We start from the raw sequence: 23,728 nt of genomic DNA on the forward strand, positions 1-23,728 counted from the left end.
TCCTCCTCGACGGGCTCGGCTCGCCCGCGGTGGTCAGGGTTTCACGGCCACCGCGCCGAACTGCGGTACCGCGGCGGCGGAGTCGGTCCCGGCGCGCCACTGGGAGCACGGCACCAGACCCGGCTCCAGCAGGTCGAGGCCGTCGAGGAAGCCGGCGATCTCGGCGCGGGTACGGGCGGTGATCGGCGGGGTGGCGTTCTCGTTCCAGAACTTCATCGCGGCGATGTTGCCCTCGCCGCCGAGGTCGGCGTCGAAGGTCGGGTGCGTGAGAACGACGAAACTCCCCGAGGGGACCATCGCCATGACCCGGTGCACGATGTCCCGCGCCTTGTCGGTGTCGAGCACGAAGTTGAGGATGCCCAGCATCATCACCGCGACGGGCCGGGCCAGGTCGAGGGTCTCGGCGGCGTGCAGGACGATGCTGTCCGGGTCGTGCACATCCGCGTCGATGTAGTCGGTGACGCCCTCGGGGGCGCTGGTCAGCAGTGTGCGGGCGTGCATGAGCACGATCGGGTCGTTGTCGACGTACACGATCCGGGACTCGGGTGCGATCCGCTGTGCTATCTCGTGCGTGTTGTCGACGGTCGGCAGACCGGTGCCGATGTCGAGGAACTGCCGCACCCCGCGCTCACCGGCCAGGAACCGCACCGTCCGGCCCAGGAAGTCGCGGTCCGCGCGTGCCACCGCGCGGATCACCGGGAACATCCCGGCGACATGCTCGCCGACCCGCTGGTCGACCTCGTAGTGGTCCTTGCCGCCGATCCAGTAGTTCCAGACCCGCGCGTTGTGCGCCACGGTGGTGTTCAGCCTCGCCGTCCCACCCTCCGCCGGGTGACTCTCGCTCACGTCGCCGCCCTTCGTCCCGCGTGGCTGTCCGCCGCCATTGTGCCGTCCGTTGATCGTCTTGTCCGGGGAATCGGCGCAGCGGGCGGGTTCGGGACCACCCGGCGCATGAGGAACACTGGTTCGACTACGTCCGTACCCGACCGGAAGCAGGACATGCCCGCCTCCCCCGCGTCCCTCCGTGCCGCTCCCGGCCTGCCCACCGAACCCGCCGACATCCGGCTGATCGTCACCGACATGGACGGCACGCTCCTGGACGACGCCAAGCGGATCCCGGAGGGGCTGTGGCCCATGCTGGCCGAACTGCGCCGCCGCGGTGTGCTGTTCAGCCCGGCGAGCGGCCGCCAGTACGCCACGCTGGCACGGCAGTTCGCCGATGTGGCCGACGGCATGGTGTTCATCGCGGAGAACGGCACCTATGTGGTGCGCGACGGGGTGGAGCTGAGCTCGGACGTACTGGCGCCCGCCGTCGCGGCCGGCCTCGCGCGGGCCGTACGGCGGCTGGTGGCGGACGGCGTGGACGTGGGTGCCGTCGTCTGCGGCAAGCGGGCCGCGTACGTGGAGCGGACCGACGAGCCCTTTCTGGCCGAGGTGCGCAAGTACTACGTCGAGCACCGCGTCGTCGAGGACGTCACCGCGGTCGACGACGACGTGATCAAGGTGGCCCTGTTCGACTTCGGCCGGGCCGAGCGGACCACGGCGCCCGCCCTGTCGGCCTTCGCGGACACCCACCAGGTCGTCGTCTCCGGCGAGCACTGGGTCGACGTCATGAACCGCACCGCCGACAAGGGCGCCGCCCTGCGCGGTCTGCAGCGCGAGCTCGGTATCACTCCCGCGCAGACCATGGTGTTCGGCGACTACCTCAACGACCTGGAGATGCTCGACGCCGCCGAGTGGTCCTTCGCCATGGCCAACGCCCACCCGGAAGTGGTCGGCCGCGCCCGCCATTTGGCCCCGTCCAACAACGACAACGGGGTGCTGCGCACGATCGCCCGGGTGCTGGGGATGTCCGGCGGCGGCTTGGCACCGGCGACCTGACCGCGGGTCACCGAGGATGCGGACCGGCGGCCCGCGTGCGCAGTCTGGAGACCGCGGATCCGGAGGTCGGGATGGACACGATGCACGCGGTACGGGGTCACCGGCGCGGTGGCCCGAAGGAGCTGACGTACGAGGACGCACCGCGCCCGGTGCCCGGTGCGGGCGAGGTGCTGGTGGCCGTGCGGTCCGCCTCGATCACCCGGGGCGAGCTGGACTGGGACGCCACCTGGACGGACGCCCTCGACGGCAGCGGGAACCTGCGCGTGCCGATCGTGCCGTCGAAGGAGGTGTCCGGGGTCGTCGTCGCGGCAGGCCCCGGGGCGACGGACTGGGGTCCGGGCGACGAGGTGTACGGGCTGATCCCGTTCACCCGGGACGGGGCGGCCGCCGAGTTCACCACGGTTCCGGCGGCCGTGCTCGCCGCCAAGCCGCCGCGGCTCGATCACGACCGGGCGGCCGCCCTGCCGCTCGCCGGGCTCACGGCGTGGCAGGCGCTGGTCACCCACGGCGGTGTGCGGCCCGGCGCGCACGTCCTGGTGCACGGCGGCGCGGGCGGAGTCGGGTCGATCGCCGTGCAGGTCGCGGCAGCCCTCGGGGCCCGGGTCGTCGCCACGGCCACCGCCGAGACGGCGGACTTCGTCCGGGAACTGGGCGCCGACGAGGTCGTCGACCGTCGGGCCGGGCGCTTCGAGGCGTTCGTCGAGGACGTGGATCTGGTCCTCGACACGGTCGGCGGCGACACCCAGGACCGCTCCTGGCTGGTGCTGCGGCCCGGGGGCGTCCTGGTGAGCATCGTCTCCCCGCCGGATCCGACCAGGGCGGGCGGCGTGTTCTTCGTGGTGGAGCCGGACCGGACGGGGCTGGAGGAGCTGTCCCGGCTCGTCAAGGACCGGAAGCTGACCCCGCGCGTGGACCGGGTGGTCCCGCTGGAGGAGACCCCGCAGGCCTACGCCGCGCTGGAGCACGCCAACCGGCGCGGGAAGATCGTCATCCGGGTGTCGTGAAGCGGGGGCGGCGGACCGTCCGGGATCAGGCCGTCAGCACGCCGTCCAGGAAGGTGGTCAGGTCCGCGAAGACCTCCGCGCGGTTCGTCTCGTTGAAGACCTCGTGCCGTGCCCCGGCGTAGATCCGCTCGGTCCATCGGCCGTCGCTCAGCCGCTCCACGCCGATGCGGCTGCCGGGCAGCGGCACCAGCCGGTCGTCGTCGCCGTGCAGCCACAGCAGCGGGAGCGGACCGGCGTCGCCGCCCTTGGCGACGGTCTCCAGGGTCCGTACGAACGCCTCCAGCGTCGGGCGCTTCATCGGACCGTGCCAGACCAGCGGATCGGCGGCGTACGCGGCGCCCACCGCCGGGTCGCGGGAGAGCGCGCCCGGGCTGATGGGGGTGTCCGGGATCTCGTCGAGGGCGAGCAGCCGCTCCGGCAGCTCCCAGACGCCGATGACCGGGCCGGACAGCACGAGCGCGGCGAGCTCGTCGCCGTACCGCTGGGCGTAGCGGGCCGCGATCAGGCCGCCCATGGAGTGGCCGATCACGACGAGGGGCAGGCCCGGGTGCGCGGTGCGGGCCAGACCGGCCACGGTGTGCACATCGGTGACCACGTCCTCGAAGTCCTCGATCACCACGCGTTCGCCCGCCGACCTGCCGTGGCCGATGTGATCGGGGCCGTAGACCACCGCCCCGTGCCCGGTCAGGACGTCGGCGAGCGCGTCGTAGCGGCCCGCGTGCTCGCCGTACCCGTGCACCACCAGGGCGATGTACCGGGGCCGCGGGCGCGGCCACTCGCGTGCGCTGATCGTGCCGCGGGTCCCGGTGAGGACGTGCTCCCGCGTGTCGCCCATGTCTCCTCCGGCTTGCCTCGGTAAAGGTGTCCGAGGATCTTCCCAGGGGGCCGGGCCGAGGTCTATAGTCCAAAACTAGCAGTGCTAATTAATTCGACTTAATTCGACAACGTCGTCGGTCAGGAGTCCTGTCGTGCGTCCCGTCCACTTCGCGGCCGCCCGCCGCACCCCCATCGGCAAGCTGCGCGGCGCCCTGTCCCCGGTCCGGCCCGACGACCTGGCGGCGACGGTGATCCGCCACCTGGTCGCCGAGGTGCCCGCGCTCGACCCGGCCCGCATCGACGACGTCTACTGGGGTGCAGCCAACCAGGCGGGCGAGGACAACCGCAATATCGCCCGGATGGCCGCACTGCTCGCCGGGCTGCCCGAATCCGTACCCGGCGCCACCGTCAACCGGCTCTGCGCCTCCGGCCTGGAGGCGGTCACCACCGCCGCACGCACCGTCGCCGCGGGCGAGGCCGACATCGTGATCGCCGGCGGCTCCGAGTCCATGAGCCGGGCCCCCTTCGTCCTGCCCCGCCCCGACGAGGCCCTGCCGCACCGCATCGAGACCGTCGACACCCGCCTCGGCTGGCGCCTGGTCAACCCCGCGATGAAGGAGCTCCACGGCCTGCTGTCCATGGGCGAGACCGCCGAGGAGGTCGCCGAGCGGTACGGCATCACACGCGAGCGCCAGGACGAGTTCGCGCTGCGCAGCCACCAACTCGCCGCCGCCGCACGGAAGAACGGCCACTTCGACGACGAACTCCTGCCCGTCGAGCGCCCGGACGGCATCGTCGTCGACAGCGACGAGTGCGTCCGCGAGGACACCTCGTACGAGAAGCTCGCCCGGCTGAAGCCGGTCTTCCGCGACGGCGGGACGGTCACCGCGGGCAACGCCTCGCCGATGAACGACGGCGCGGCCGGACTGCTGCTGGTCAGCGAGGAGGCCCTGAACGAGCTGGGGCTGGAGTCGCTGGGCCGGTACGTCGCCGGTGCCTCCGCCGGTGTCCACCCCGACGTGATGGGCATCGGCCCGGTGCCCGCCACCCGCAAGGCGCTCGCCCGCGCGGGCTGGGAGACCCGCGACCTCCAGGAGGCCGAGTTCAACGAGGCGTTCGCCGCCCAGGCCCTCGCCTGCGTCGACCAGCTCGGCATCGACCCGGAGCTGGTGAACCCGACCGGCGGCGCGATCGCGCTCGGCCATCCGCTGGGCTGCTCCGGCGCCCGCATCCTCACCACCCTGCTCCACCGCATGCGGCGCACGGGAGCGGAGCGCGGGCTGGCGACCATGTGCGTGGGCGTGGGGCAGGGGAGTGCGGTGCTGGTGGAAAGGCACTGAGCGTCGGCACTTCGCGGCTCCCGTCGATACCACGACCACCAGCCGAGACACTCATTACGGCGCCGTATGCACGCGCATAGCATCGGTGCCCGCATGAACACGATGACGCTCTGGCACATAACCGGCTGGGAGTTCGCCGCCCTCGCCCTCGCGGCGCTGCTCGTCGGCTTCTCCAAGACCGCCGTCAGCGGGGCCAACACGGTCAGCCTCGCCGTCTTCGCGGCCGTCCTGCCCGCCCGCGCCTCCACCGGCGTGCTGCTCCCCGTGCTGATCGTGGGCGACCTGCTGGCCGTCGCCAGCTACCGCCGGCACGCCCACTGGCCCACGCTGTGGCGGCTGTTCCCGGCGGTGGCGGCCGGCGTGGTGCTCGGCACGCTGTTCCTCGTGTGGGCCGACGACGGGATCGTACGGATCTCCATCGGCGCGCCCCTGCTGCTGATGGCGGCGGTCACGGTGTGCCGGCGGCGCCGGGCCGGCGCGGACGAGGAGCCGGACCCGGTCGCCACCCGGGCCGGCCGGGTCAAGGCCCGCTCCTACGGCGTCCTCGGCGGCTTCACCACGATGGTCGCCAACGCGGGCGGCCCGGTGATGTCGCTGTACCTGCTGTCCGCGGGCTTCCGGAAGCTGGGCTTCCTCGGCACGTCGGCCTTCTTCTTCCTGATCGTGAACCTGTCCAAGGTGCCCTTCAGCGCCGGCCTCGGTCTGATCGACGGCCGCTCGCTGCTCCTTGACGCCGCGCTCGCGGTGTTCGTCGTGCCCGGGGCGTTGTTCGGCACATGGGCTGTGAACAGGATCAACCAGCGGCTCTTCGAGCAACTGGTGATCGCGGCGACCGTCGTGGGCGGCGCTCAGCTGCTACTGCGTTAGCTTCAGCAGCGCGGGCAGGTCCGCGAACGAGTCCAGGACGTGGTCCGGGGTGCCGCTCGCCCTCTCGTGGGTCTCCGGCAGGTACTTGCCGGTCTTCACCAGCACACCGGTGATCCCGGCGCGCTGCGCCGCCAGCACGTCGAACTCGATGTCGTCGCCCACCATCAGCGCCGCGTCCGCACCCACCCCCAGCCGGGCCAGCGCCGCCGCGAAGAACGCCGGTGACGGCTTGCCCGTGACCTCCGCCTCGACCCGTGCCGCCTTCTCCAGCCCGACCAGGAACGCCCCCGTGTCCAGCTGCAGACCCTCGTCCGTCCGCCAGTACAGATTGCGGTGCATGGCCACCAGCCGCGCACCCCGCTGCAGATGCCCGAAGGCCCGGTTGAGGGCCGTGTAGCCGAACTCGGGCCCCGCGCCGCCGACCACGACCACGTCCGGGACCGTGTCCCCGTCGACCAGGGTGACCCCGACGAGGTCCTCCGCGATGTCCCCACTGTTGAGCAGGGCGCACCGGGCGCCGGGAAAGTGCTCGGCCAGATGGGCCGCGGTGACCGAGGGCGCGGTGAGGACGTCCTCGGCCCTCACCTCGAACCCGGCCTCCGACAGCGTCGCGGCGATCGACGCGCGCGTACGGGAGGTGGTGTTGGTGACCAGCGCGACCCCGAGCCCGGCCGCACGGATCTCCCGCAGCGCCTCCACCGCCCCCGGCAGCGGCCGCCACGAGACGGTGAGCACCCCGTCGATGTCGATCAGCACGGCACGCACGGATTCCATGCCTGGACGATAGCGATCCGGGCGGCGCACCGGACCGTACGACATCGCCTCCCGAGCGAGCGGGCCCACTCCCACCGATCGTCACCCGACCCGGCGTCGTACGCTCACTGCCATGTCCCCGCACGTCCTGATCCTCGGCGGCACCACCGAGGCCCGCCGGCTGGCCGCCGACCTCGCGACCCGCCCCGGCCTCCGGGTCACCACCTCCTTGGCCGGCCGGGTGGCCCGGCCCGGGGCGCTGGACGGGGATGTACGGATCGGTGGCTTCGGCGGTGCCGAGGGGCTGGCGGACTGGCTTCGCGAGCAGCGGGCGGACGCGGTCGTGGACGCCACGCATCCCTTCGCCGCGTCGATCACCGCGAACGCGGCACGGGCCGCGCAGGCCACCGGGCTGCCCCTGGTGGTCCTGCGCCGCCCCGGCTGGCGGCCCGCACCCGGCGACCGCTGGCACCCGGCCCCGTCCCTGGCCGCGGCCGCGGACGCGCTGCCCGGCCTCGGCCGACGGGTGTTCCTGACCACCGGCCGCCTGGGCCTCGCGGCCTTCGCCCGGCTGACGGACCTGCACTTCGTCGTACGGTCCGTGGAGCCGCCCGAGCCGCCGATGCCGCCCGATGCCGAAGTGATCCTGGCCCGCGGGCCGTTCACCGTGGCCGACGAGCTGACGCTGCTGCGCGCCCACCGCATCGACGTGCTGGTCACCAAGGACAGCGGGGGAGAGGCGACGGCCGCCAAACTGACGGCCGCGCGCGAACTCGGCCTGCCCGTGGTCGTCGTACAACGCCCCCCGCTCCCGCCCGGCGTGAGCGCGGTCCCCGATGTGGCGGCCGTACTGGAGAGACTCGGCCTCACCCCGTCGTGAGCGCCGGTCAGTCGTCCTCGGGGCGCCTGCGCAGCAGATATGTGTCCATGATCCAGCCCTTGCGCTCACGTGCCTCGGCGCGCACCCGCTCGATGCGCGGGCCCGCCTCGGCGAGGGGACCGGAGACGAGGATCTCGTCCGGGGTGCCTATGTACGCGCCCCAGTAGATGTCGATGTCCTGGTCGGCGTACCGCCGGAAGGTCTGGTGCGCGTCGAGCATCACCACCACGTCGTCCACGCCCTGCGGGAACCCCTCGGCCAGCCGCCGCCCCGTGGTGATCTGCACCGGCCGGGCCACCCGGTTCAGTCCCGTGCGGTGCCGCGCGACGAGGGCCGAGACGCTGCTGATGCCCGGCACCACGTCGTACTCGAAGGCCACCGCACCGCGGGCGAGCACCTCCTCGAGGATCCCGAGCGTGCTGTCGTACAGCGACGGGTCCCCCCAGACCAGGAACGCCCCGCTCTCGTCCGCCCCGAGTTCCTCGGTGATCAGCCGCTCGTAGATGTCGGCGCGGGCGCTGCGCCAGTCCCCGACCGCCGGGGAGTACGCCGCACCCCCGGCGCTCCGGTCCCGCTCCGGGTCGCGCGCCTCCACCAGCCGGTACGACCCCTCCGGCAGGTGCGCGTCCAGCATGTCCCGGCGCAGCCGCGTCAGATCGTTCTTCACCTCGCCCTTCTCGACGAGGAAGAACACGTCGGTGCTGCGCAGCGCCTTGACCGCCTGCAAGGTCAGCTGGTCGGGGTCGCCCGCACCGATACCGATGACATGAATCTTTCGCACGCCCCCGAGTCTGCCGCATGCCACTGACAGTGCGTGCACCGCCTCCACACGCCCCGCTACGGCGCCCCGTCCCCCCGCAGCCGAGGCGCCCGCGCCCCGGCGTCGACCGAGGCACCGGCATCCCGCTCCACGTCGTCCGCCAGTCCTCGCGCCCAGCCGACGAGCCCGGTGACATCCATCCCGTACGGCCGCCGCTCCCCGCGCTCCGCCGCCCACTCCTCGACGGCGCCCGCGCCGCGCCGCAGCAGCCGTACGCCACCGGTGGCATTGCCCCGGGCCGCGTGGGTGAGCCCCACGGCCAGCTGGGCCAGCCCCCGCCACAGCGCGCGCTCGTCCTGCGGGCCCGACTTCCAGGCGTCCTCGAAGACCTCGTGCGCGTGGAACGGCTTGCCCGCGTCCAGCAGCGCCTGCGCCTGCGAGACCGTCTCCCGGGGAGTCCGTACGACCCCCTCGGGCTGCCGCTCCACCCCGGCGGCGCCGTACGACAACGGCCGCCCGAGCCCGTCCCGCGGCCGCGCGTTCCGCGCACGTCCCTCACTGTCCCGGTCCCGCGTCTCCACCGGCCGTCCCCGCGATGCCTCTGCGCTGCCCATACGACCGATTGTCCACCGCCGCCGCGGTGCCCCCTTCGGCGCGGCCCGCCACGTGCGGTAAAGTGCTGTTCGCGCGATCACACGGGTCACCGTGAGTGAGCGCACCGGGACGTGGCGCAGCTTGGTAGCGCACTTGACTGGGGGTCAAGGGGTCGCAGGTTCAAATCCTGTCGTCCCGACGGGAGCTTCGCTCCATAGTCGCAGGTCACTGGGCCTCACCTCACATCGATGGGGTGAGGCCCTTGATCATGCTCTGGGCTCTCATGTCACATTTGCTCACGGACCCGCCAACGATCAGCCTTCACCGTAAGACATCGGTAGAATTGCCCGATTGTGAAGGTGGTCTGCAGCGCTGAGAGGGGCACGATGCCGCTGTGCCAGGCTCATCGCGACCACGATCAGGGGGGACGAATGCAAGTTGTGATTCGGATCGAGAGCGAGCGTCAGGAGGAAGAGCTTCGGTCGCTGGACGGGTGGTTGCGTCAGGAGCCAGCCATTCGACGAACGGCTACGGTCTCGTTGCGCACAGAGACTGCGGCAAGCGGATCCATGGGTGGTCTGATCGACAGCCTTGGACTGATTCACTAGTAACGGGTGGAGTGCGGCATCTTTCGCCCTCTCCCTCGTGACCTGGCGGCAGACCCGGCCACGGCATCCGAAGATCATCATCAGGCGCGGCGACGTAGAAATCTGTCTGACGGACGCGACAGAGGAAGAAGTTCGTCGGCTGGTGGACGCGCTGGAGCAAGCGGACGAGACCTCTTCACCGTCATGAGAGCGCTGCCTGACCCGGCTCTCACGCAGGCCGTTCTTGCAGGCGTCAGCTGCTACTCGAAGCTTGAGTCTCTGCCGGCCGTGGCGAAGAATCTCAGAGATCTTGCGGCTGTCCTAATGAGCCCGCTCTCATGGGAATTGCCCGCCGAACACTGCACGGTGGTGGCTGAACCAGCGACTTCCCTTGACCTGCTCGACCCGATTAGCCGCGCCGCTGATCAGGCCGAGGGGTCTGGTGCAGGTTCAGGTGACAGGTTCGGTCACGCGACCTGGAGGGCCGGTGGCCTATATCGTGCCGGGAGCCAGGTCGGCCGCAGGCTTGTCCACCGAATCGGGCAGGCATCCCCGGGGCCGACCGCGCACAGATGATGGCCGCGAGGACCTCGCGGTCCCCGTACCGGCGCCGGCCCCCGCCCTGCGGCCGCATTGGAGCAGACGGAACCACGCGGTGAAACATCTTCCACAAAATCTCTGGCACCAACGTCTCGATCACGTCCGCTCCCATGCCCCGAAAATTCCTGCTCACGACCACGGCATGACAGCTAGTGTCCTTTGGCATGCAACTGACCGTTCTCGGCGGCTGCGGGGCGTGGCCCACCGCAGTTCAGGCATGCAGCGGCTACCTCGTCGAGTACGCGGGTTTCCGCCTGCTCATCGACCCCGGGTACGCCACGCTGCCACGCCTGCTCGACCACAACACCGTCGACTCCATTGACGCCGTGCTGATCAGCCACGGACACCCCGACCACTGCGCTGACCTCAACCCTCTCCTGCGCGCCCGAGGCCTGAGTGACACGCCACCGTCGGCACTGCCGGTATACGCGCCCCACGGCGCGGCCGATGCCGTTCTCGCGCTCGACAAACCGAGCATGCTCGCCGAGACGTACCGCCTTCGCGAGTTCAAGCCCGGTGACCGGTTCGACATCGGCCCGTTCAGAACCGACACCTGGCTCCTGCCGCACTTCGTGCCCAACGCCGGCATCCGACTGACCACGCCGGAAACCGTGCTCGCCTACACCGGCGACACGGGTCCAAGCCCCGACATCCTGCGCCTCGCTGAAAGTGCTGACCTGTTGTTGTCGGAAGCCACGTACGCCCACGAGGTACCGGCCGCCGACGCACCGTATCTGCTGACCGCACGACTGGCCGGCCAGTACGCGAGCCAGGCGGGCGCTGCCAGGCTCATGCTCACCCACCTGTGGCCAGGGACAGATCCGAAAGCCGCACACGAAACAGCCGCGCAGACCTTCCGGCACCCCGTCGACGTCGCCACCCCCGGGCTCGTCGCCGACCTCGCCCGTGGAGGCGGACAAACGGCTCCTGGCACTGAATGACGCGGACGCTAGAGACTCCCGTGACATGTCGTGTTCCAAATGAGACGACGTCTCAGTGTCACGCTGCAGACGAGGCTCTACATCCATATGGAGCACGTTGGCCCCGCAATCAAGTGAGATATCCTTCGCTCTTTTGCGGAGAGCGGGATACTTATCCAATGACGATGCAAGGATCAACGGGTGACCGAGAGACGGGGAGGCCAACATGGTATAGCCGCCTGGGCAAACTGAAGATCGGTGGCTTCCTGGCGGGTCTGGCTGCCTTGGTGACCATCGTCGGCGCCGTACAAGGATGGTTCTCCAGTGGACCACCTCCGAAGCCGTCTACCAAGGTTCATCTGGTGCGGGCATTCGGTGAGAATGGGGAGCTGCTCCCGCCATATCGAGAGGCTGGCCGATCGACCGGAAAATGCTTGGCCAGTACCTCAGATCACAGCTCGGATCCAGAAGCGATGAGATGTTTTGACAACAAGTCTCAGGTATTCGACCCGTGCTGGGTCCTCGGATGGGACACCAAGGCTGCTTGCCTGTCGTCACCATGGGATTCGGAGGCGTATATCATCGATCACCCAATTGTTGATCGGACCGGACCCCATAGAACTGGACTTGGGGAGATTCCTTGGGCCCTGGAGATTAAAGCGCCGGGTTCTGGTGTAGTTCAGTGCGCCGCCGCCGGAGGCCAGGCGGGCTCAGTTGCTGGAATGGCCGTAAATTGGCGTTGCTTCCACCCGGGAGAGATGAAAACAAGTGGATATGCAGGGGATGCCGTAGGGGACGTAAAAGTCTCGTCGACGAATGCGTGGAAGGTGTTTTTTGCACCAGCTGGGCGGAGTGAAGTTCAGGAGGCCACAATTACCGACGTTTGGCGTTAGTGTCTGGTCTGATCCATCTGGCCCGATACCGCCGGGCAGAAGCGCCCAATTGGCTTGGTTCATATCGTCACCTCTTGGCCTCCAGGCGCGATGAGCCGGCCTTGAAAGAACTTTGGCCTCTTCCGCATCAGTAGCGAACCAAGCTTTCCGTCGACGCGTGCTGCGTTGTGGCCGTGTGTGCCCATTGTTTGCCGGTTCGTTTCCCTGGCCTGCAAGAACAAACCCGAAGCCGTGAGGATCTTCAAGGGTCGGGCGCCGAAGAACTGGCACCCCCTCCTTGCCCCACCCGCAGACTCACCATGACATCCGTGCTGCTGGCTGACGCACTCGCTGCGGCCGGCCGACACCCTTGGCGCCTGCGGAAAGCTCGTAGCGGCATCAACCAACCCGCCGCCATCATGCAGTTCATGACCGAACCAAACCCCGCTGAAGCCCTGATCCGTCTTGAGAACTTGATCACGGCCGACCTGCACGAGCAGATCGACCCCATGAACCGCGCCGCAGTTATCGGTTGGGGACTCTTCTTTCACGTGGCCCACCAGGTGTGCGCAATTCTCACGCTGCACAAGACTGGCGTATGCGCTGCTGCGTCTCCCAACCGGCGATGCGCACTGTAGTACGCCATCACGCTGCGGTGGTGCGTCGACCAGGGGGATCGGATGGGCGACATCTAAAACCGAAAGCTTCGGGGCGACCAGATCCAGCTTGCGAAGGCCCTGAAGGCAGACGGCACGAAGGAGCGCTTCAAGGACGCCTACGAGGTCATGGTGCAGACCGTGAAGACGGTGAACGAGACCATCGCGGCAGACCCCAATGAGAAGCTGATCAAGATCGACAACCTGATCAAGGGCTACAAGCTCACGAAGGAGTGGAGTTTCTATACCGCCGAGTCTCGCTTCACCCACCCGACGCCTACCGGCGTGCAGATGTTCTTCAAGGATGACAGCGAGGCGTTGCACGTCAGCCAGATGCCGATCCATGAGGAGATCGTGCCGTGCCAGCTGTACTGCCTGTGGATCCTGCACGCGGCGATGCTCGCCTTCAACGAGGTGCTCACCGGCAAGCCCTGGAAGACCGAGCTTGAGAAGGTTGCCGAGGAGTACGGGTTCATGACCACGCTGCCGCAGTGGCAGGGGGCCGAAGACCTGCATGCGCAGTGACCGAGGAGCAGAGCCGTAACGGCGTGCAGATCCATGGGGACCTGGTGCGCGACAGCGGTCTGGAGTGGACCATCTCGCGCCCGCCCCGTTTCACCGACAAGCCCCTCACCGGCGCCTACCGCACCGCCTTCGAACAGAACCTGCGCTGTGGCACCAGCATCTCCCGCGCCGACGTGGCCCATCACATGCTGTCGGTGCTCGACCGTCCCGAGACGATCCGGCGCACGATGGGCGTCGCCCACTGACCGAGCACACCGATGACCATGGTCGCCGAGGCACCGCGGGCCGGGGTGATAGAGAGGTGACCATGACGACCGAAGGCATCGACATCCCGGACCGCCGGGGCCGTACCGGACTCGACCGGACCGGGCTGGAGCTGAGCCGCAATCCGCGGGTCAAGGTCCGCGAGGTGAAGCTCCTGTCCAGTCACTGGTACGTCGAACGTGCCACCACCTTCGACATCCGGCGCTCCGACGGGACCTGGAGCACCCAGCAGCGCGAGACGCACGACCGGGGCAACGGCGCCACCCTGCTGCTGTACGACAAGGGACGCGAAACCGTGCTGCTCACCCGGCAGTTCCGCTTCCCGGTGTATGTCAACGGGCACCCGGACGGCATGCTGGTGGAGACGCCGGGCGGGCTGCTCGACGACGATGACGAGCACCCGGAGATCGCCGTCAGGCGCGAGGCGGTGGAGGAGACCGGGCACACCGTCGGCGCGGTGGAGCACGTCTTCGACGTCTATATGAGCCCGGGCTCGGTCACCGAACGCGTCAGCTTCTACGCGGCCGCCTACGGTCCCTCCACCCGCACCCACGAGGGCGGGGGACTGGACGAGGAGGGCGAGGACATCGAGATCCTCGAACTCCCCTTCCGCAGGGCCCTGGAGATGATCCGCACCGGCGAGATCGCCGACGCCAAGACCATCATGCTCCTCCAATGGGCGGCGCTGGACGGGCCGTTCGCCGCGGCGTGATACCAGCTGCCTCTTGACTTGAAGCGCGCTTCAAGCTGAAGACTCCTGTCCGCGCACCCGACGTTCCGGGTGCGCGGACGGAGGGAGCAGCGGCATGAGGTACCGCACCATCGGGACCGGTCCGGCCACCCCTCGCAGGGCGAGCGTGCTCGCGCTCGGCGCGATGCTGTTCGGGTCGCGGACGGACGAGAGACCTCCTTCGCCGTGCTCGACCGCTATGTCGAGGCCGGCGGGAGCTTCATCGACACGTCCGACAACTCCCGGCCGCTGGTCCCGGGCACGAGCCATGTCGACCATCTGGAGGGACTGTCGGCCAAGGTCATCCGCGAGTCGGCCGAGCGGAGCCGGGAACGCCTCGGGGTGGCGAATCTCGATCTGCTGTACGCGCACATAGAGGACCGGACGGTCCCGCTGCGGGAGACAGTCGAAGGGTTCGCCGCGGTGGTCGCCGAGGGCGCCGTCGGCCTGCTCGGCGTCAGCAACCACGCGGTGTGGCGGGTCGAGCGGGCCCGGGCCCTGGCGGCCGCCGCGGGTCTGCCCGGATACGAGGTGCTCCAGTACCAGCACAGCCTCCTGCGACCGCGCACGGACGTACCGAGCGACCTCTTCCCGGACGGCAGCCTGGGCGGCACGGACGCCCAGCTCCTGGACTACCTGCGCGCGGAACCGGGACTGACCCTGGTCGCCTACTCACCCTTGCTGAAGGGCGCCTACACCCGGGCGGACAAACCGCTGGACGCCGACTTCGACCACCCCGGCACCCCGCCCCGCCTCGCCGCCCTGCGGGACGTGGCACGGGAGACCGGCGCGACCCCGGGCCAGGTGGTGCTCGCCTGGCAACTGGGCGGGCCGCTGCCGGTCGTCCCGTTGGTCGGGGCGTCGTCGGTGGGGCAGTTGGAGGAGAATCTCGCCGCCGTGGAGCTGGAGTTGACGCCCGGTCGGCGGGCCCGGCTGGACGGGGCTCACCGAGCCCGTGGCTCCCGTACGACGGCAATGTCGCCGGGCGCGACCGTGACCGTGCCGAGGGTCTCCTTGCCGGACAGGAGTTCCGTCGCGCCCGGCGCGACCGGGACGTCCGCGCCCCGGCCGACGTGGTCGATGACGAACAGGTAGTCCGCGTCGGTGCCGCGCCGCAGGACCACCTCGACCCCGGGCGGGGCGGTGCGCACCGGCGCGACGCCCGCCTCGGCGCGAATGCGGTCGAGGAGCTCGGCGAGGGTGTCCGGGTCGGGGAGTGTCGCCACGTACCAGGCGGTGCCCGTGCCGTGCGCGTGCCGGGTCACGGCCGGGACACCGGTCAGCGGGCCGTCCGCGTACGCCGCGACCGCCTCGGCGCCTTCGAGCCGCACCCGCTCCGACCACAGCGTGCCCGAGGCGCCGTTGGGCACCTCACCGCTCAGGCCGACCGGCTCGCCCGGCAGGAGCGGGAACAGCTCGTCGGTGCGCACGCCCAGGACCTCCCGGAACGCGCCCGGGTAACCGCGCAGCCGCACATGGCAGTTCTCGTCGACCGCCCCGCTGTGGAAGCCGACGACCAGCGTGCCGCCCTGCTCGGTGTACGACGTGAGGTTCGCCGCGCCCGTGTCGTCGACCAGGTAGAGGTTCGGGGCCAGGACCAGGCGGTAGGCGGAGAGGTCGGCGTCGGGACGGACGAAGTCCACGGCCACGCCCGAGCGCCACAGCGGCTCGTACCAGGCCCGTGCCAGCTCCTGGTAGCGGAGTTCGCCGCTCGGCTGGGAGGGCAGTTCCACGGCCCAGCGGGCGTTCCAGTCCCAGACGATCGCGACCTTCGCCGCGCCCGTGCTGCCGCGCACCTCGGCCAGGGCCTTCAGATCCGCGCCGAGCCGGACCACGTCCCGCCAGATGTGGCTGTCGGTGCCGGAGTGCGGCAGCATCGCCGAGTGCCACTGCTCGGCGCCCGCCTTCGCGGCCCGCCACTGGAAGTAGGCGATGCCGTCCGCGCCGTGGGCCACATGGGCGAGGGCGTTGCGGCGCAGCTCGCCGGGGTGCTTGGCGCGGTTGACCGGTTGCCAGTTGACGGCACCGGTGGAGTGCTCCATCAGCAGCCAGGGGCCGCCGGCCAGGGATCGCGTCAGATCGCCGCTGAGCGCCACGTCGATCTCCGACTCGGGGTCGGCGGACATGAGGTAGTGGTCGTTGGAGACCACGTCCAGCTCCGGCGCCCAGCGCCAGTAGTCCAGCGCGTCGAAGTTGTGCATCACCATGAAGTTGGTGGTGGCGGGGATCGCCGGGGCCGCCGCCCGCAGCACGTCGCGCTCCGCCGTGCACAGCGACAGCAGTTCGTCGGAGCAGAAGCGCCGCCAGTCCAGCTGGTGCGTGGGGTTGGGTACGGCACCGGTGGCCCGGGGCGGGAGGATCTCGTCCCAGTCGTAGTACCACTGGCTCCAGAACGTCGTGCCCCAGGCGTGGTTGAGCGCCGCCAGGTCGTCGCCGTACCGGGCGCGCAGCCAGCGGCGGAAGGCCTCGGCGCTGGTGTCGCAGTAGCAGGCCGCGTTGTGACAGCCGTACTCGTTGTGCACGTGCCACATCACGACGGCCGGGTGGTCCGCGTACCGCTCGGCGAGCGCGCCCGCGATGCGCAGGGCCGCCTCGCGGTAGGCGGGGCTGCTGGGGCAGAACGTCTGGCGGCTGCCGTACGAGAGGGTCCGGCCGTCCCGGTCGACGGGCAGGGCCTCGGGGTGGGCCCGGAAGAACCAGGCGGGCGGGGCCGCGGTGGGCGTGGCCAGGTCGGCGGCGATGCCGTTCTCCTGCAGCAGGTCGAGGATCCGGTCCATGCGCGAGAAGTCGTACACGCCCTCGGACGGCTCCATCAGCGCCCAGGAGAAGATGCCGACGCTCACCATGTTCACGCCCGCCTCGCGCATGAGGCGTACGTCCTCGGCCCACACCTCCTCGGGCCACTGCTCGGGGTTGTAGTCGCCGCCGTAGGCGATGCCGGGGACGGACAGGGTGCGCTTCATCGGGTGGCTCCGGACTGCCGGCCCTCCTCGTGGACCCGGGCGGAGCGCGGGTCCACGAGGAACGAGGCGACGGGGGTGAACGGGTTGTGCACGGGGTTCTCTTTCAAGTGGAGCCGGGTCAGCCCTTGTTGGAGCCCAGGGTGAGACCGCTGACGAACTGCCGCTGGAGCGCGAAGTACACGATCAGCGTGGGGATCGCGGTGAGCAGGGCGCCGGCGGCGACCAGGTTGGGGTCCGTGAAGTACTGGCCGGAGAGGTTGTTCAGGGCCGAGGTGATCGGCATGTTCTCGCCGGTCGAGATCAGTACGAGGGCCCAGAAGAAGTCGTTGTAGATCCAGATCGACAACAGGGTGGCCAGAGCCGCCATGGCCGGCTTGCACAGCGGCAGCGTGATCTGCCAGTACAGCCGCCACACCGAGGCGCCGTCCACGAGCGCGGCCTCGGTCAGTTCGTGCGGCAGCGAGCGCATGTAGTTGCTGAGCACGAACGCGCAGAAGCCGGACTGGAACGCCACATGGATCAGCACCAGGCCGAGCGCGGAGTCGTACAGTTTGCCGCTCTGCGTGATGCCGGGCAGGTCGGTGAGCAGGTACATCCGGTACAGCGGGGTGATGATGACCTGCTGCGGAAGCAGGTTGCCCGCCGTGAAGACCAGCAGCAGCGCGAGGTTGAGGCGGAAGTCGAATCGGCTGACGTAGAAGGCGACCATCGACGACAGGAACAGCGTGAGCAGCACGGCCGGCACCGCGATCAGCAGCGTGTTGCCGAAGTAGTGCGTCATGTCCGACTGTTCGAACGCGTTCTTGAAGTTGTCGAAGTTCAGCGTGTCCGGCCAGGACACATAGCCCTTCTCGCTGGTCTCGCTGTACGGGCGCAGTGCCGAGAAGATCGCCCACAGCAGCGGGGCGAGCCAGGCCAGAGCCGTGCCGGCGAGGAAGACGTGCAGCAGGATGCGGGCGGGGCGGACGGGCGCGCGCTTCTTGAGCGCGCCGGCCGCGAGGGTGGGGGCGCTCACGATCGCCGCTCCTTCCGGAAGGTGGCCACCAGGTAGGGGATGATCACGGCGAGCGAGATGACCAGCAGGACCACCGCGATCGCCGACCCGTAACCGATGCGGCTGGACTCGCCGATGATGTTGTTGGTCACCAGGATCGACAGCAACTCGGTGCCCTGGGCGCCCTTGTTGAACACGAACACCAGGTCGAAGGCGCGCAGGGCCTCGATGATGGTGACGACCAGGACCACCGTGTTGGTGGGGCGCAGCGTCGGGAAGATGACGCTCTTGAACGTCTGCCACTCATTGGCGCCGTCCAGCGCGGAGGCTTCCCTGAGCGACGGGTCGACGCTCTTCAGGCCGGCCAGGTACAGGATCATCATGTAGCCGGTGTGCCGCCAGGACGCGGCGATGAGGACGGCCCACAGATTGAGCTTGGGGTCGCCGATCCAGTCGATGTAGTGGCCCGGCTTGTTGGCGCCGATGATGCTGTTGATCAGGCCCGTGTCCGGGTTGTAGACCAGCTGCCAGACGAAGCCGATGCACGCCATGGAGATGACGACCGGCAGGAAGAACGCCGTCTGGTAGACGCGGCTGAAGCGGATCTTCTTGTCCAGCTGAATGGCGAGGAAGAGGCCCAGCGGCGTCGGGATGAGGATCAGGACGACGAACCAGATGACGTTGTGCTGGACGGCCGGCCAGAACTGCGGGTTGTCGTTGAAGAGTTGTTCGAAGTTGTCGAGGCCCACCCACTTGATCGAGTCGAACCCGATGCCGTCCCAGGTGGTGAAGGCGAGCGCGATGGAGGCGAGGGCGGTGACCCAGACCAGGGCCACGTGCAGGACCGTGGGCACGCCCGCCATCAGGGCGAGCGTGAACCGGTCACGGCGGGTCAGCAGGCGCCGGTGGCCCTGGCTCGCCCGCTTGGATGCGGAGGCAGCGCCCGGAGGCGGCACGGCAGCCGCCTCCGGGGTCTTCGTCGTCATGTCGGTTGTCATGCCGCTGCTCACGAGGACGCGAAGATCTGCTTCTTCTGGCGCTCGATCGACGACAGCAAGCCGTCCACGCCCTTGGGGTTCTGGAGGAACTTCTGCAGTCCGGGCTGCATCACCGTCGAGGTGAAGTCCGGCCGGGAGTCGCGGTCCATGAACTGGGTGAGGCTCTTGGCGCCGCTGATCATGTCGAACGCCTTCTTCTGTAGCGTCGAGTAGGAGGAGGTGTCGGCCTTGCTGGAGGCGGCCACCACGCTCGGGTCGGTCTTGAGGTAGGTCTGCTCGGCCTGAGGGCTGCCCAGGTACTCCAGCAGCTTGACGACGCCGTCGTGGTTCTTGGGGGCCTTGCTGACCATGAAGCCGTCGGTGGGCGCCTCCACGGTGTCCTGGCCGTACGCGGAGTTGATCTCCGGGAAGGCGAAGAAGTCGAGGTCGTCCAGGTCGGCCTTGTTCGTGAACTGCTGGGCCACGAAGGAGCCGAGGAGGTACATGCCGGCCTTCTTGGACACCAGCGACTGGGCGGCGTCCTGCCAGGTGCGGCCCATGAAGCCGTCCTGGTGGTAGGGGAGGAGCTCGGCCCAGTGGTCGAAGACGGCCTTCACCTTGGCGTCGGTCCAGGAGGCCTTGCCCGCCATCAGCTGGACGTGGAAGTCGTAGCCGTTGAGGCGGAAGTTGATCTGGTCGAAGGTGCCCATCGCGGGCCAGGCGTCCTTGTCGCCGAAGGCGATCGGGACCAGACCGTCCTTCTTCATCTGCTTGCACAGGGCGACCAGTTCGTCCCACGTGGCGGGGACCTTGTAGCCGTGCTGCTGGAAGACGCTCTTGCGGTAGAAGATCGCCCACGGGTACGTCGTCAGCGGCACGAAGTAGTACTTGCCGTCCTCGCCCTTGCTGAGCTTCTTCATCGCGTCGGGGAAGTTGTCCCCGATCTTCGCCCACACGTCGTCGATCGGGGTGGCGAGCTTCTTGGCCGCGAAGAACTGCATCCGGTAGCCGGCGAACCAGTTGAACACGTCGTCCGGCGTGCCCTGGAGATAGGAGTTGATCTGCTCCTGGAAGGTGTTGTGGTCCTTGGTGTTCACGTCGACCGTGATGCCGGCCTGCTTCTTGAAGGCGGCGTAGACGGACTCGAAGGCCTTCTTCGGCACGGCGTCGGACGCGTTGGAGCCGAGGGTGACGGTCTTCGGGTCGGACGAGGCGCCGCTGCCGCCACAGGCGGACAGCAGGGGTATACCGGCGCCGGCGAGGACGGCGGCGCCACCCACTCCACGGAGCAGGGAGCGGCGGCTGGGACCCGGAACGGCAAGACCCGAGGGCGAGAGGCGCATGGCGGCTCCTGAAGGCAGGGGTTCGGTCAAGGGGGTGAGCCGGCCTCCGAAAGGTCCTCGAAACCGATCAGAAACCAACTCGACCGAACATCGTGGGCCTAATATCAGCCGCAGGTCCTTGCATGCGTCAATACCTCACGTCCCTCTCATGCGTCTCTTGCCCGAAACGTAATCGACACGATCACTCGCAAGTTCGTTCAGAAACCAACAGCCACAGAGCCCCCACGGCGCGGACGGCCGTGGGGGCTGATGTGAGGGGGAGGCTTCCGGTTACGGTCTGACCAGGAGCTGGAAGTCGAAGGCGTACCTCGACGCCCGGTAGACGTGCGTCCCGTACTCGACGGGCCGGCCCGTGACGTCGTACGCCGTGCGCCGCATGGTGAGCAGTGCGGCGCCCTCCTTCTCGTCGAGGCGGGCGGCCTCCTCGGCGGTGGCGGAGCGGGCGCCGACGGTCTGGTGGGCGCTGTGCAGGGTGATGCCCGCCGCGCGCATCATCCGGTACAGACCGGTCGACTCCAGTCGCGCCGTGTCGAGTTCGAGCAGGGTCGCGGGCAGGTAGTTGCACAGAAACGCCACGGGCTGGCCGTGGGCGCAGCGCAGCCGCTCCAGCAGCGTGACCTCGCTGCCCTGCGCGACGCCGAGGGCGGCGGCCACATCCGCGGTCGCCGGTACCCCCTCGTTGCGCAGCACCCGCGTGGTCGGGCCCTGTCCGGCCGACTCCAGGTCGTCGTAGAGACTGCTGAGTTCCAGCGGCCGCTTGACCTGGCTGTGCACCACCTGCGTACCGACTCCGCGCCTGCGGACCAACAGGCCCTTGTCGACCAGGGACTGGATCGCCTGGCGGACCGTGGGCCGGGACAGGCCCAGGCGTACGGAGAGGTCGATCTCGTTGCCCAGGAGGTTCCCCGGGGCCAGCACCCCGTGCTCGATCGCCGCCTCCAGCTGCTGGGCCAGCTGGTAGTAGAGCGGCACCGGACTGGCCCGGTCCAGGGCGAAGTCCAGGGTGTCGAGCGCGGAGCCGGCCGCCGGACGAGGCTGATCAGCCGATCTCGCCACCGGAGCACCTCCTTCTGAAGAGCGCGGACGGGATCAGGAGTGGCTGGGCAAGCCGAGGCCGCGGGGGGAGTTCACAGGTGCAGGCGGCGGTCGGCGACCTGGCGGTCGTAGCTCTCGCGGGCCCGTACGGCGGCCTCGCGCGAGGCGGTCTCGGCGACCGGCACGTCCCACCAGGCCTCGGCGGGGGGAGCGGTGGGGGACGGGTCGGTCTCGACATGGACACAGGTCGGCCGGCCGGAGGCGCGGGCCGTGCCGAGCGCCTCGCGCAGCTCCCGCACGGTCTTGGCGCGCAGGACGTCCATGCCGAGGCTGGCCGCGTTGGCGGCGAGGTCCACGGGCAGCGGGGCGCCGGAGAAGCTGCCGTCGGCGATGCGGTAGCGATATGCGGTGCCGAAGCGCTCGCCGCCCACCGACTCGGACAGACCGCCGATCGAGGCGTACCCGTGGTTCTGGATCAGGACCAGTTTGACCGGCAGCCCCTCCTGGACCGCGGTGACGATCTCGGTCGGCATCATCAGATAGGTGCCGTCGCCGACCAGGGACCATACGACGGTGTCCGGAGCGGCCTGCTGGACGCCGATGCCGGCCGGGATCTCGTAACCCATGCAGGAGTAGCCGTACTCCAGGTGGTACTGGCGCGGCGAGCGGGCCCGCCAGAGCTTGTGCAGGTCGCCGGGGAGGGAGCCCGCCGCGTTGATCACCACGTCGTCGTCGCCGACCACCGCGTCGAGGGCGCCGAGCACCTGTGTCTGGGTCGGTACGGCGTCCTCGTCGTCGGCGCGGTGGGCGGCCTCGACCACCTGGTCCCAACGCTCCTTGCCCGCCCGGTACTCGGCCTCGTAAGCGGGGTCCACACGGTGTCCGGTCAGCGCCTCGCCGAGCGCCTCCAGAGCGGCCCTGGCGTCGGCCACCACGGTCCGGGCGGCCAGCTTGTGGGCGTCGAAGGCCGTGATGTTGAGGTTGAGGAAGCGCACGTCCGGGTGGGCGAAGAGGGTGCCGGAGGCGGTGGTGAAGTCCGTGTACCGGGTGCCGACGCCGATGACCAGGTCGGCGGTGCGGGCGAGGCCGTCGGCGACCGCCGTGCCGGTGTGGCCGATCCCGCCCAGGTCGGCTGGGTGGTCGTGGCGCAGGGAGCCCTTGCCCGCCTGGGTGGAGGCGACCGGGATGCCCGTGGCGTCCACGAAGGACTTCAGCGCCTTCTCGGCCTCGCTGTGGTGGACTCCGCCGCCCGCGACGATCAGCGGGCGCCCGGCGGCCCGGATCGCGCGGACCGCCTCGGCCAGCTCGGCCGGGTCGGGAGCGGGGCGCCGTACCCGCCAGATCCGCTCGGCGAAGAACTCCTCGGGCCAGTCGTACGCCTCCGCCTGCACATCCTGCGGCAGGGCGAGGGTGACGGCCCCGGTCTCGGCCGGGTCGGCGAGCACGCGCATGGCGTTCAGCGCGGAGGGGATCAGCGCCTCGGGACGGGTGACACGGTCGAAGTATCGCGACACCGGGCGCAGGGTGTCGTTCACGGAGACGTCAGCCTCGACCGGGTGCTCCAGCTGCTGGAGCAGCGGATCGGGGGCGTGGCTCGCGAAGTAGTCGCCGGGCAGGAGCAGCACCGGCAGCCGGTTGATGGTCGCCAGGGCGGCACCGGTCACGAGGTTGGTGGCGCCGGGGCCGATGGACGTCGTCACGGCCTGCGCGGAGAGGCGGTTGAGATGACGGGCGTGGCCGACCGCCGCGTGCACCATGGACTGCTCGTTGCGGCCCTGGTGGTACGGCATGTCGCCGGCGTACTCGATGAGCGCCTGGCCGATGCCGGCGACATTGCCGTGGCCGAAGATGCCCCAGGTGCCGGCGATCAGCCGGTGCCGTACCCCGTCGCGCTCGGTGTACTGGGCGGACAGGAACCGCACCAGAGCCTGGGCGACGGTCAGGCGGACAGTGGTCGTGCTCATCAGGGCCTCTCGGGTGCGGTGAACAGCGGCAGACGGGGGTCGACGGGCCGGTCCGGCCAGGTGTCAGGGATCCACGGAGGGCTCCATCCGGGCCAGGGGTACACCTGTTTGCAACGGGTAGAGATCGACTCCGATACGGCTGGTCGTGATCAGGTCGAACGGCTGGGATGCTGACTTGGCCATGGGCTCAGGTGTAGGTCCCGGCGGGTCGTGCTGTCAATGGTTTGTACTTACATTCGGACCTGAGCGTGAAATGATGTCTTAACAAAGTATTGACAGCGGGCGTGCGGGAGACTTTGATCGCGTCCCAACACACAGCACATGACCCGGACCGCCGCCCGGCGCCGGGCCCGGATCCTCGTGGATCCGCCTCCTTCTCGTCGCACAGTGAGGTGCCGGAAAG

Annotated in this window: 23 protein-coding genes, 1 tRNA gene and 3 pseudogenes; 14 read left to right on the forward strand and 13 right to left on the reverse strand. The window is 69.6% G+C overall.

Features of this window, described 5'->3' with window-relative positions:
• Positions 1 to 33: 33 nt before the first annotated feature.
• Positions 34 to 846, reverse strand: a complete 813-nt coding sequence (locus N8I87_RS34935; RefSeq protein ID WP_263214784.1) for an SAM-dependent methyltransferase — start codon at positions 844 to 846, stop codon at positions 34 to 36.
• 153 nt (positions 847 to 999) lie between these two features.
• Here N8I87_RS34935 and N8I87_RS34940 point away from each other — a divergent pair, with 153 nt between their 5' ends.
• On the forward strand, positions 1,000 to 1,881 hold the full coding sequence (locus tag N8I87_RS34940) for a Cof-type HAD-IIB family hydrolase (RefSeq protein ID WP_263214786.1): 882 nt from the start codon (positions 1,000 to 1,002) through the stop codon (positions 1,879 to 1,881).
• A 71-nt stretch (positions 1,882 to 1,952) separates the two neighbouring features.
• On the forward strand, positions 1,953 to 2,885 hold the full coding sequence (locus tag N8I87_RS34945) for an NADP-dependent oxidoreductase (RefSeq protein ID WP_263214787.1): 933 nt from the start codon (positions 1,953 to 1,955) through the stop codon (positions 2,883 to 2,885).
• A 25-nt stretch (positions 2,886 to 2,910) separates the two neighbouring features.
• Here the strand turns inward: N8I87_RS34945 and N8I87_RS34950 are convergent, their stop codons facing one another.
• Complete coding sequence (locus tag N8I87_RS34950) at positions 2,911 to 3,720, reverse strand: alpha/beta hydrolase (RefSeq protein WP_263214789.1); 810 nt, start codon at positions 3,718 to 3,720, stop codon at positions 2,911 to 2,913.
• A gap of 133 nt (positions 3,721 to 3,853) precedes the next feature.
• Here N8I87_RS34950 and N8I87_RS34955 point away from each other — a divergent pair, with 133 nt between their 5' ends.
• Together N8I87_RS34955 and N8I87_RS34960 are read left to right on the forward strand one after the other, a co-directional pair.
• A complete protein-coding gene (locus N8I87_RS34955) occupies positions 3,854 to 5,041 on the forward strand; it encodes a thiolase family protein (RefSeq protein ID WP_263214791.1) in 1,188 nt (395 codons plus the stop codon).
• A gap of 93 nt (positions 5,042 to 5,134) precedes the next feature.
• Complete coding sequence (locus tag N8I87_RS34960) at positions 5,135 to 5,908, forward strand: sulfite exporter TauE/SafE family protein (protein ID WP_263214792.1); 774 nt, start codon at positions 5,135 to 5,137, stop codon at positions 5,906 to 5,908.
• Here the strand turns inward: N8I87_RS34960 and N8I87_RS34965 are convergent.
• On the reverse strand, positions 5,897 to 6,682 hold the full coding sequence (locus tag N8I87_RS34965; RefSeq protein ID WP_263214794.1) for an HAD-IIA family hydrolase: 786 nt from the start codon (positions 6,680 to 6,682) through the stop codon (positions 5,897 to 5,899). The two genes, N8I87_RS34960 and N8I87_RS34965, sit on opposite strands and share 12 nt — an antisense overlap.
• Positions 6,683 to 6,794: 112 nt before the next feature.
• Here N8I87_RS34965 and N8I87_RS34970 point away from each other — a divergent pair, with 112 nt between their 5' ends.
• A complete protein-coding gene (locus N8I87_RS34970) occupies positions 6,795 to 7,541 on the forward strand; it encodes a cobalt-precorrin-6A reductase (protein WP_263214795.1) in 747 nt (248 codons plus the stop codon).
• Positions 7,542 to 7,548: 7 nt separating this feature from the next.
• Here N8I87_RS34970 and cobF read toward each other — a convergent pair whose 3' ends face one another.
• Complete coding sequence (gene cobF, locus N8I87_RS34975; protein WP_263214796.1) at positions 7,549 to 8,322, reverse strand: precorrin-6A synthase (deacetylating); 774 nt, start codon at positions 8,320 to 8,322, stop codon at positions 7,549 to 7,551.
• Positions 8,323 to 8,378: 56 nt separating this feature from the next.
• Positions 8,379 to 8,915, reverse strand: coding sequence for a DUF309 domain-containing protein (locus tag N8I87_RS34980; protein WP_263214797.1), 537 nt, complete (start codon positions 8,913 to 8,915; stop codon positions 8,379 to 8,381).
• A gap of 105 nt (positions 8,916 to 9,020) precedes the next feature.
• On the opposite strand from N8I87_RS34980, the gene N8I87_RS34985 reads away from it, so the two are divergent.
• From N8I87_RS34985 to N8I87_RS44520, 3 genes are all read left to right on the forward strand, one after another.
• Positions 9,021 to 9,094: transfer RNA gene (locus tag N8I87_RS34985), tRNA-Pro, on the forward strand.
• Between the two features lie 232 nt (positions 9,095 to 9,326).
• Positions 9,327 to 9,503 (forward strand): effector-associated constant component EACC1, encoded by a 177-nt coding sequence (locus N8I87_RS44515; RefSeq protein WP_411577319.1) that lies wholly within the window; start codon positions 9,327 to 9,329, stop codon positions 9,501 to 9,503.
• A 37-nt stretch (positions 9,504 to 9,540) separates the two neighbouring features.
• Complete coding sequence (locus tag N8I87_RS44520) at positions 9,541 to 9,690, forward strand: effector-associated constant component EACC1 (RefSeq protein WP_411577320.1); 150 nt, start codon at positions 9,541 to 9,543, stop codon at positions 9,688 to 9,690.
• A gap of 363 nt (positions 9,691 to 10,053) precedes the next feature.
• On the opposite strand, the pseudogene N8I87_RS34990 reads toward N8I87_RS44520, so the two are convergent.
• Positions 10,054 to 10,194: pseudogene (locus N8I87_RS34990) on the reverse strand (IS5/IS1182 family transposase); the annotation flags it as partial.
• A gap of 52 nt (positions 10,195 to 10,246) precedes the next feature.
• Between N8I87_RS34990 and N8I87_RS34995 the strand changes: the two are divergent.
• The 6 genes and pseudogenes from N8I87_RS34995 to N8I87_RS35020 all read left to right on the forward strand — a co-directional run.
• Positions 10,247 to 11,023, forward strand: coding sequence for an MBL fold metallo-hydrolase (locus N8I87_RS34995; RefSeq protein ID WP_263214798.1), 777 nt, complete (start codon positions 10,247 to 10,249; stop codon positions 11,021 to 11,023).
• Between the two features lie 1,180 nt (positions 11,024 to 12,203).
• Positions 12,204 to 12,512: a hypothetical protein gene (locus N8I87_RS35000; protein ID WP_263214799.1), complete on the forward strand. Its 309-nt coding sequence runs from the start codon at positions 12,204 to 12,206 to the stop codon at positions 12,510 to 12,512.
• Positions 12,513 to 12,659: 147 nt separating this feature from the next.
• The gene (locus N8I87_RS35005; RefSeq protein ID WP_263214800.1) at positions 12,660 to 13,055 is read left to right on the forward strand and encodes a hypothetical protein; all 396 of its coding nucleotides are present in this window, start codon (positions 12,660 to 12,662) and stop codon (positions 13,053 to 13,055) included.
• A complete protein-coding gene (locus N8I87_RS35010) occupies positions 13,052 to 13,300 on the forward strand; it encodes an NAD(P)-dependent oxidoreductase (protein WP_263214801.1) in 249 nt (82 codons plus the stop codon). Before N8I87_RS35005 ends, N8I87_RS35010 begins: the two co-directional genes overlap by 4 nt.
• A gap of 62 nt (positions 13,301 to 13,362) precedes the next feature.
• Positions 13,363 to 14,031, forward strand: coding sequence for an NUDIX domain-containing protein (locus tag N8I87_RS35015; protein ID WP_263214803.1), 669 nt, complete (start codon positions 13,363 to 13,365; stop codon positions 14,029 to 14,031).
• Positions 14,032 to 14,125: 94 nt separating this feature from the next.
• Positions 14,126 to 14,997 (forward strand): annotated as a pseudogene (locus N8I87_RS35020) (aldo/keto reductase); the annotation flags it as partial.
• Here the strand turns inward: N8I87_RS35020 and N8I87_RS35025 are convergent.
• The 7 genes and pseudogenes from N8I87_RS35025 to N8I87_RS35055 all read right to left on the reverse strand — a co-directional run.
• On the reverse strand, positions 14,994 to 17,012 hold the full coding sequence (locus N8I87_RS35025; protein WP_263214805.1) for a beta-galactosidase: 2,019 nt from the start codon (positions 17,010 to 17,012) through the stop codon (positions 14,994 to 14,996). The pseudogene N8I87_RS35020 and the gene N8I87_RS35025 overlap by 4 nt on opposite strands.
• A 118-nt stretch (positions 17,013 to 17,130) precedes the next feature.
• A complete protein-coding gene (locus tag N8I87_RS35030) occupies positions 17,131 to 18,027 on the reverse strand; it encodes a carbohydrate ABC transporter permease (protein ID WP_263214807.1) in 897 nt (298 codons plus the stop codon).
• On the reverse strand, positions 18,024 to 19,004 hold the full coding sequence (locus N8I87_RS35035; RefSeq protein ID WP_263214809.1) for a carbohydrate ABC transporter permease: 981 nt from the start codon (positions 19,002 to 19,004) through the stop codon (positions 18,024 to 18,026). The genes N8I87_RS35030 and N8I87_RS35035 overlap by 4 nt, the downstream gene beginning before the upstream one ends.
• 8 nt (positions 19,005 to 19,012) lie before the next feature.
• Positions 19,013 to 20,326, reverse strand: a complete 1,314-nt coding sequence (locus N8I87_RS35040) for an ABC transporter substrate-binding protein (protein WP_263214810.1) — start codon at positions 20,324 to 20,326, stop codon at positions 19,013 to 19,015.
• Between the two features lie 270 nt (positions 20,327 to 20,596).
• Positions 20,597 to 21,382 carry a GntR family transcriptional regulator gene (locus N8I87_RS35045; RefSeq protein WP_263214811.1) on the reverse strand — a complete coding sequence of 262 codons (786 nt, stop codon included), beginning with the start codon at positions 21,380 to 21,382 and terminating at the stop codon, positions 20,597 to 20,599.
• 71 nt (positions 21,383 to 21,453) lie between these two features.
• Positions 21,454 to 23,325 carry a 3D-(3,5/4)-trihydroxycyclohexane-1,2-dione acylhydrolase (decyclizing) gene (iolD, locus tag N8I87_RS35050; RefSeq protein WP_263214812.1) on the reverse strand — a complete coding sequence of 624 codons (1,872 nt, stop codon included), beginning with the start codon at positions 23,323 to 23,325 and terminating at the stop codon, positions 21,454 to 21,456.
• Between the two features lie 81 nt (positions 23,326 to 23,406).
• Positions 23,407 to 23,508, reverse strand: a pseudogene (locus tag N8I87_RS35055) (5-dehydro-2-deoxygluconokinase); the annotation flags it as partial.
• Positions 23,509 to 23,728: the final 220 nt, after the last annotated feature.

Source organism: Streptomyces sp. HUAS 15-9 (assembly GCF_025642155.1).
GTDB lineage: Bacteria > Actinomycetota > Actinomycetes > Streptomycetales > Streptomycetaceae > Streptomyces.

Bases quoted from the DNA above. Each gene is read 5' to 3' on its own strand.
- N8I87_RS44515 (WP_411577319.1), top strand. From the start codon at position 9,327: ATGCAAGTTGTGATTCGGATCGAGAGCGAGCGTCAGGAGGAAGAGCTT.
- N8I87_RS34965 (WP_263214794.1), bottom strand. From the start codon at position 6,682: ATGGAATCCGTGCGTGCCGTGCTGATCGACATCGACGGGGTGCTCACC.
- iolD (WP_263214812.1), bottom strand. From the start codon at position 23,325: ATGAGCACGACCACTGTCCGCCTGACCGTCGCCCAGGCTCTGGTGCGG.
- N8I87_RS34960 (WP_263214792.1), top strand. From the start codon at position 5,135: ATGAACACGATGACGCTCTGGCACATAACCGGCTGGGAGTTCGCCGCC.
- N8I87_RS34940 (WP_263214786.1), top strand. From the start codon at position 1,000: ATGCCCGCCTCCCCCGCGTCCCTCCGTGCCGCTCCCGGCCTGCCCACC.
- N8I87_RS35025 (WP_263214805.1), bottom strand. From the start codon at position 17,012: ATGAAGCGCACCCTGTCCGTCCCCGGCATCGCCTACGGCGGCGACTAC.
- N8I87_RS35005 (WP_263214800.1), top strand. From the start codon at position 12,660: ATGGTGCAGACCGTGAAGACGGTGAACGAGACCATCGCGGCAGACCCC.
- N8I87_RS34970 (WP_263214795.1), top strand. From the start codon at position 6,795: ATGTCCCCGCACGTCCTGATCCTCGGCGGCACCACCGAGGCCCGCCGG.
- N8I87_RS34980 (WP_263214797.1), bottom strand. From the start codon at position 8,915: ATGGGCAGCGCAGAGGCATCGCGGGGACGGCCGGTGGAGACGCGGGAC.
- N8I87_RS34995 (WP_263214798.1), top strand. From the start codon at position 10,247: ATGCAACTGACCGTTCTCGGCGGCTGCGGGGCGTGGCCCACCGCAGTT.
- N8I87_RS35035 (WP_263214809.1), bottom strand. From the start codon at position 19,004: ATGACAACCGACATGACGACGAAGACCCCGGAGGCGGCTGCCGTGCCG.
- N8I87_RS35040 (WP_263214810.1), bottom strand. From the start codon at position 20,326: ATGCGCCTCTCGCCCTCGGGTCTTGCCGTTCCGGGTCCCAGCCGCCGC.
- N8I87_RS34950 (WP_263214789.1), bottom strand. From the start codon at position 3,720: ATGGGCGACACGCGGGAGCACGTCCTCACCGGGACCCGCGGCACGATC.
- N8I87_RS35015 (WP_263214803.1), top strand. From the start codon at position 13,363: ATGACGACCGAAGGCATCGACATCCCGGACCGCCGGGGCCGTACCGGA.
- N8I87_RS34945 (WP_263214787.1), top strand. From the start codon at position 1,953: ATGGACACGATGCACGCGGTACGGGGTCACCGGCGCGGTGGCCCGAAG.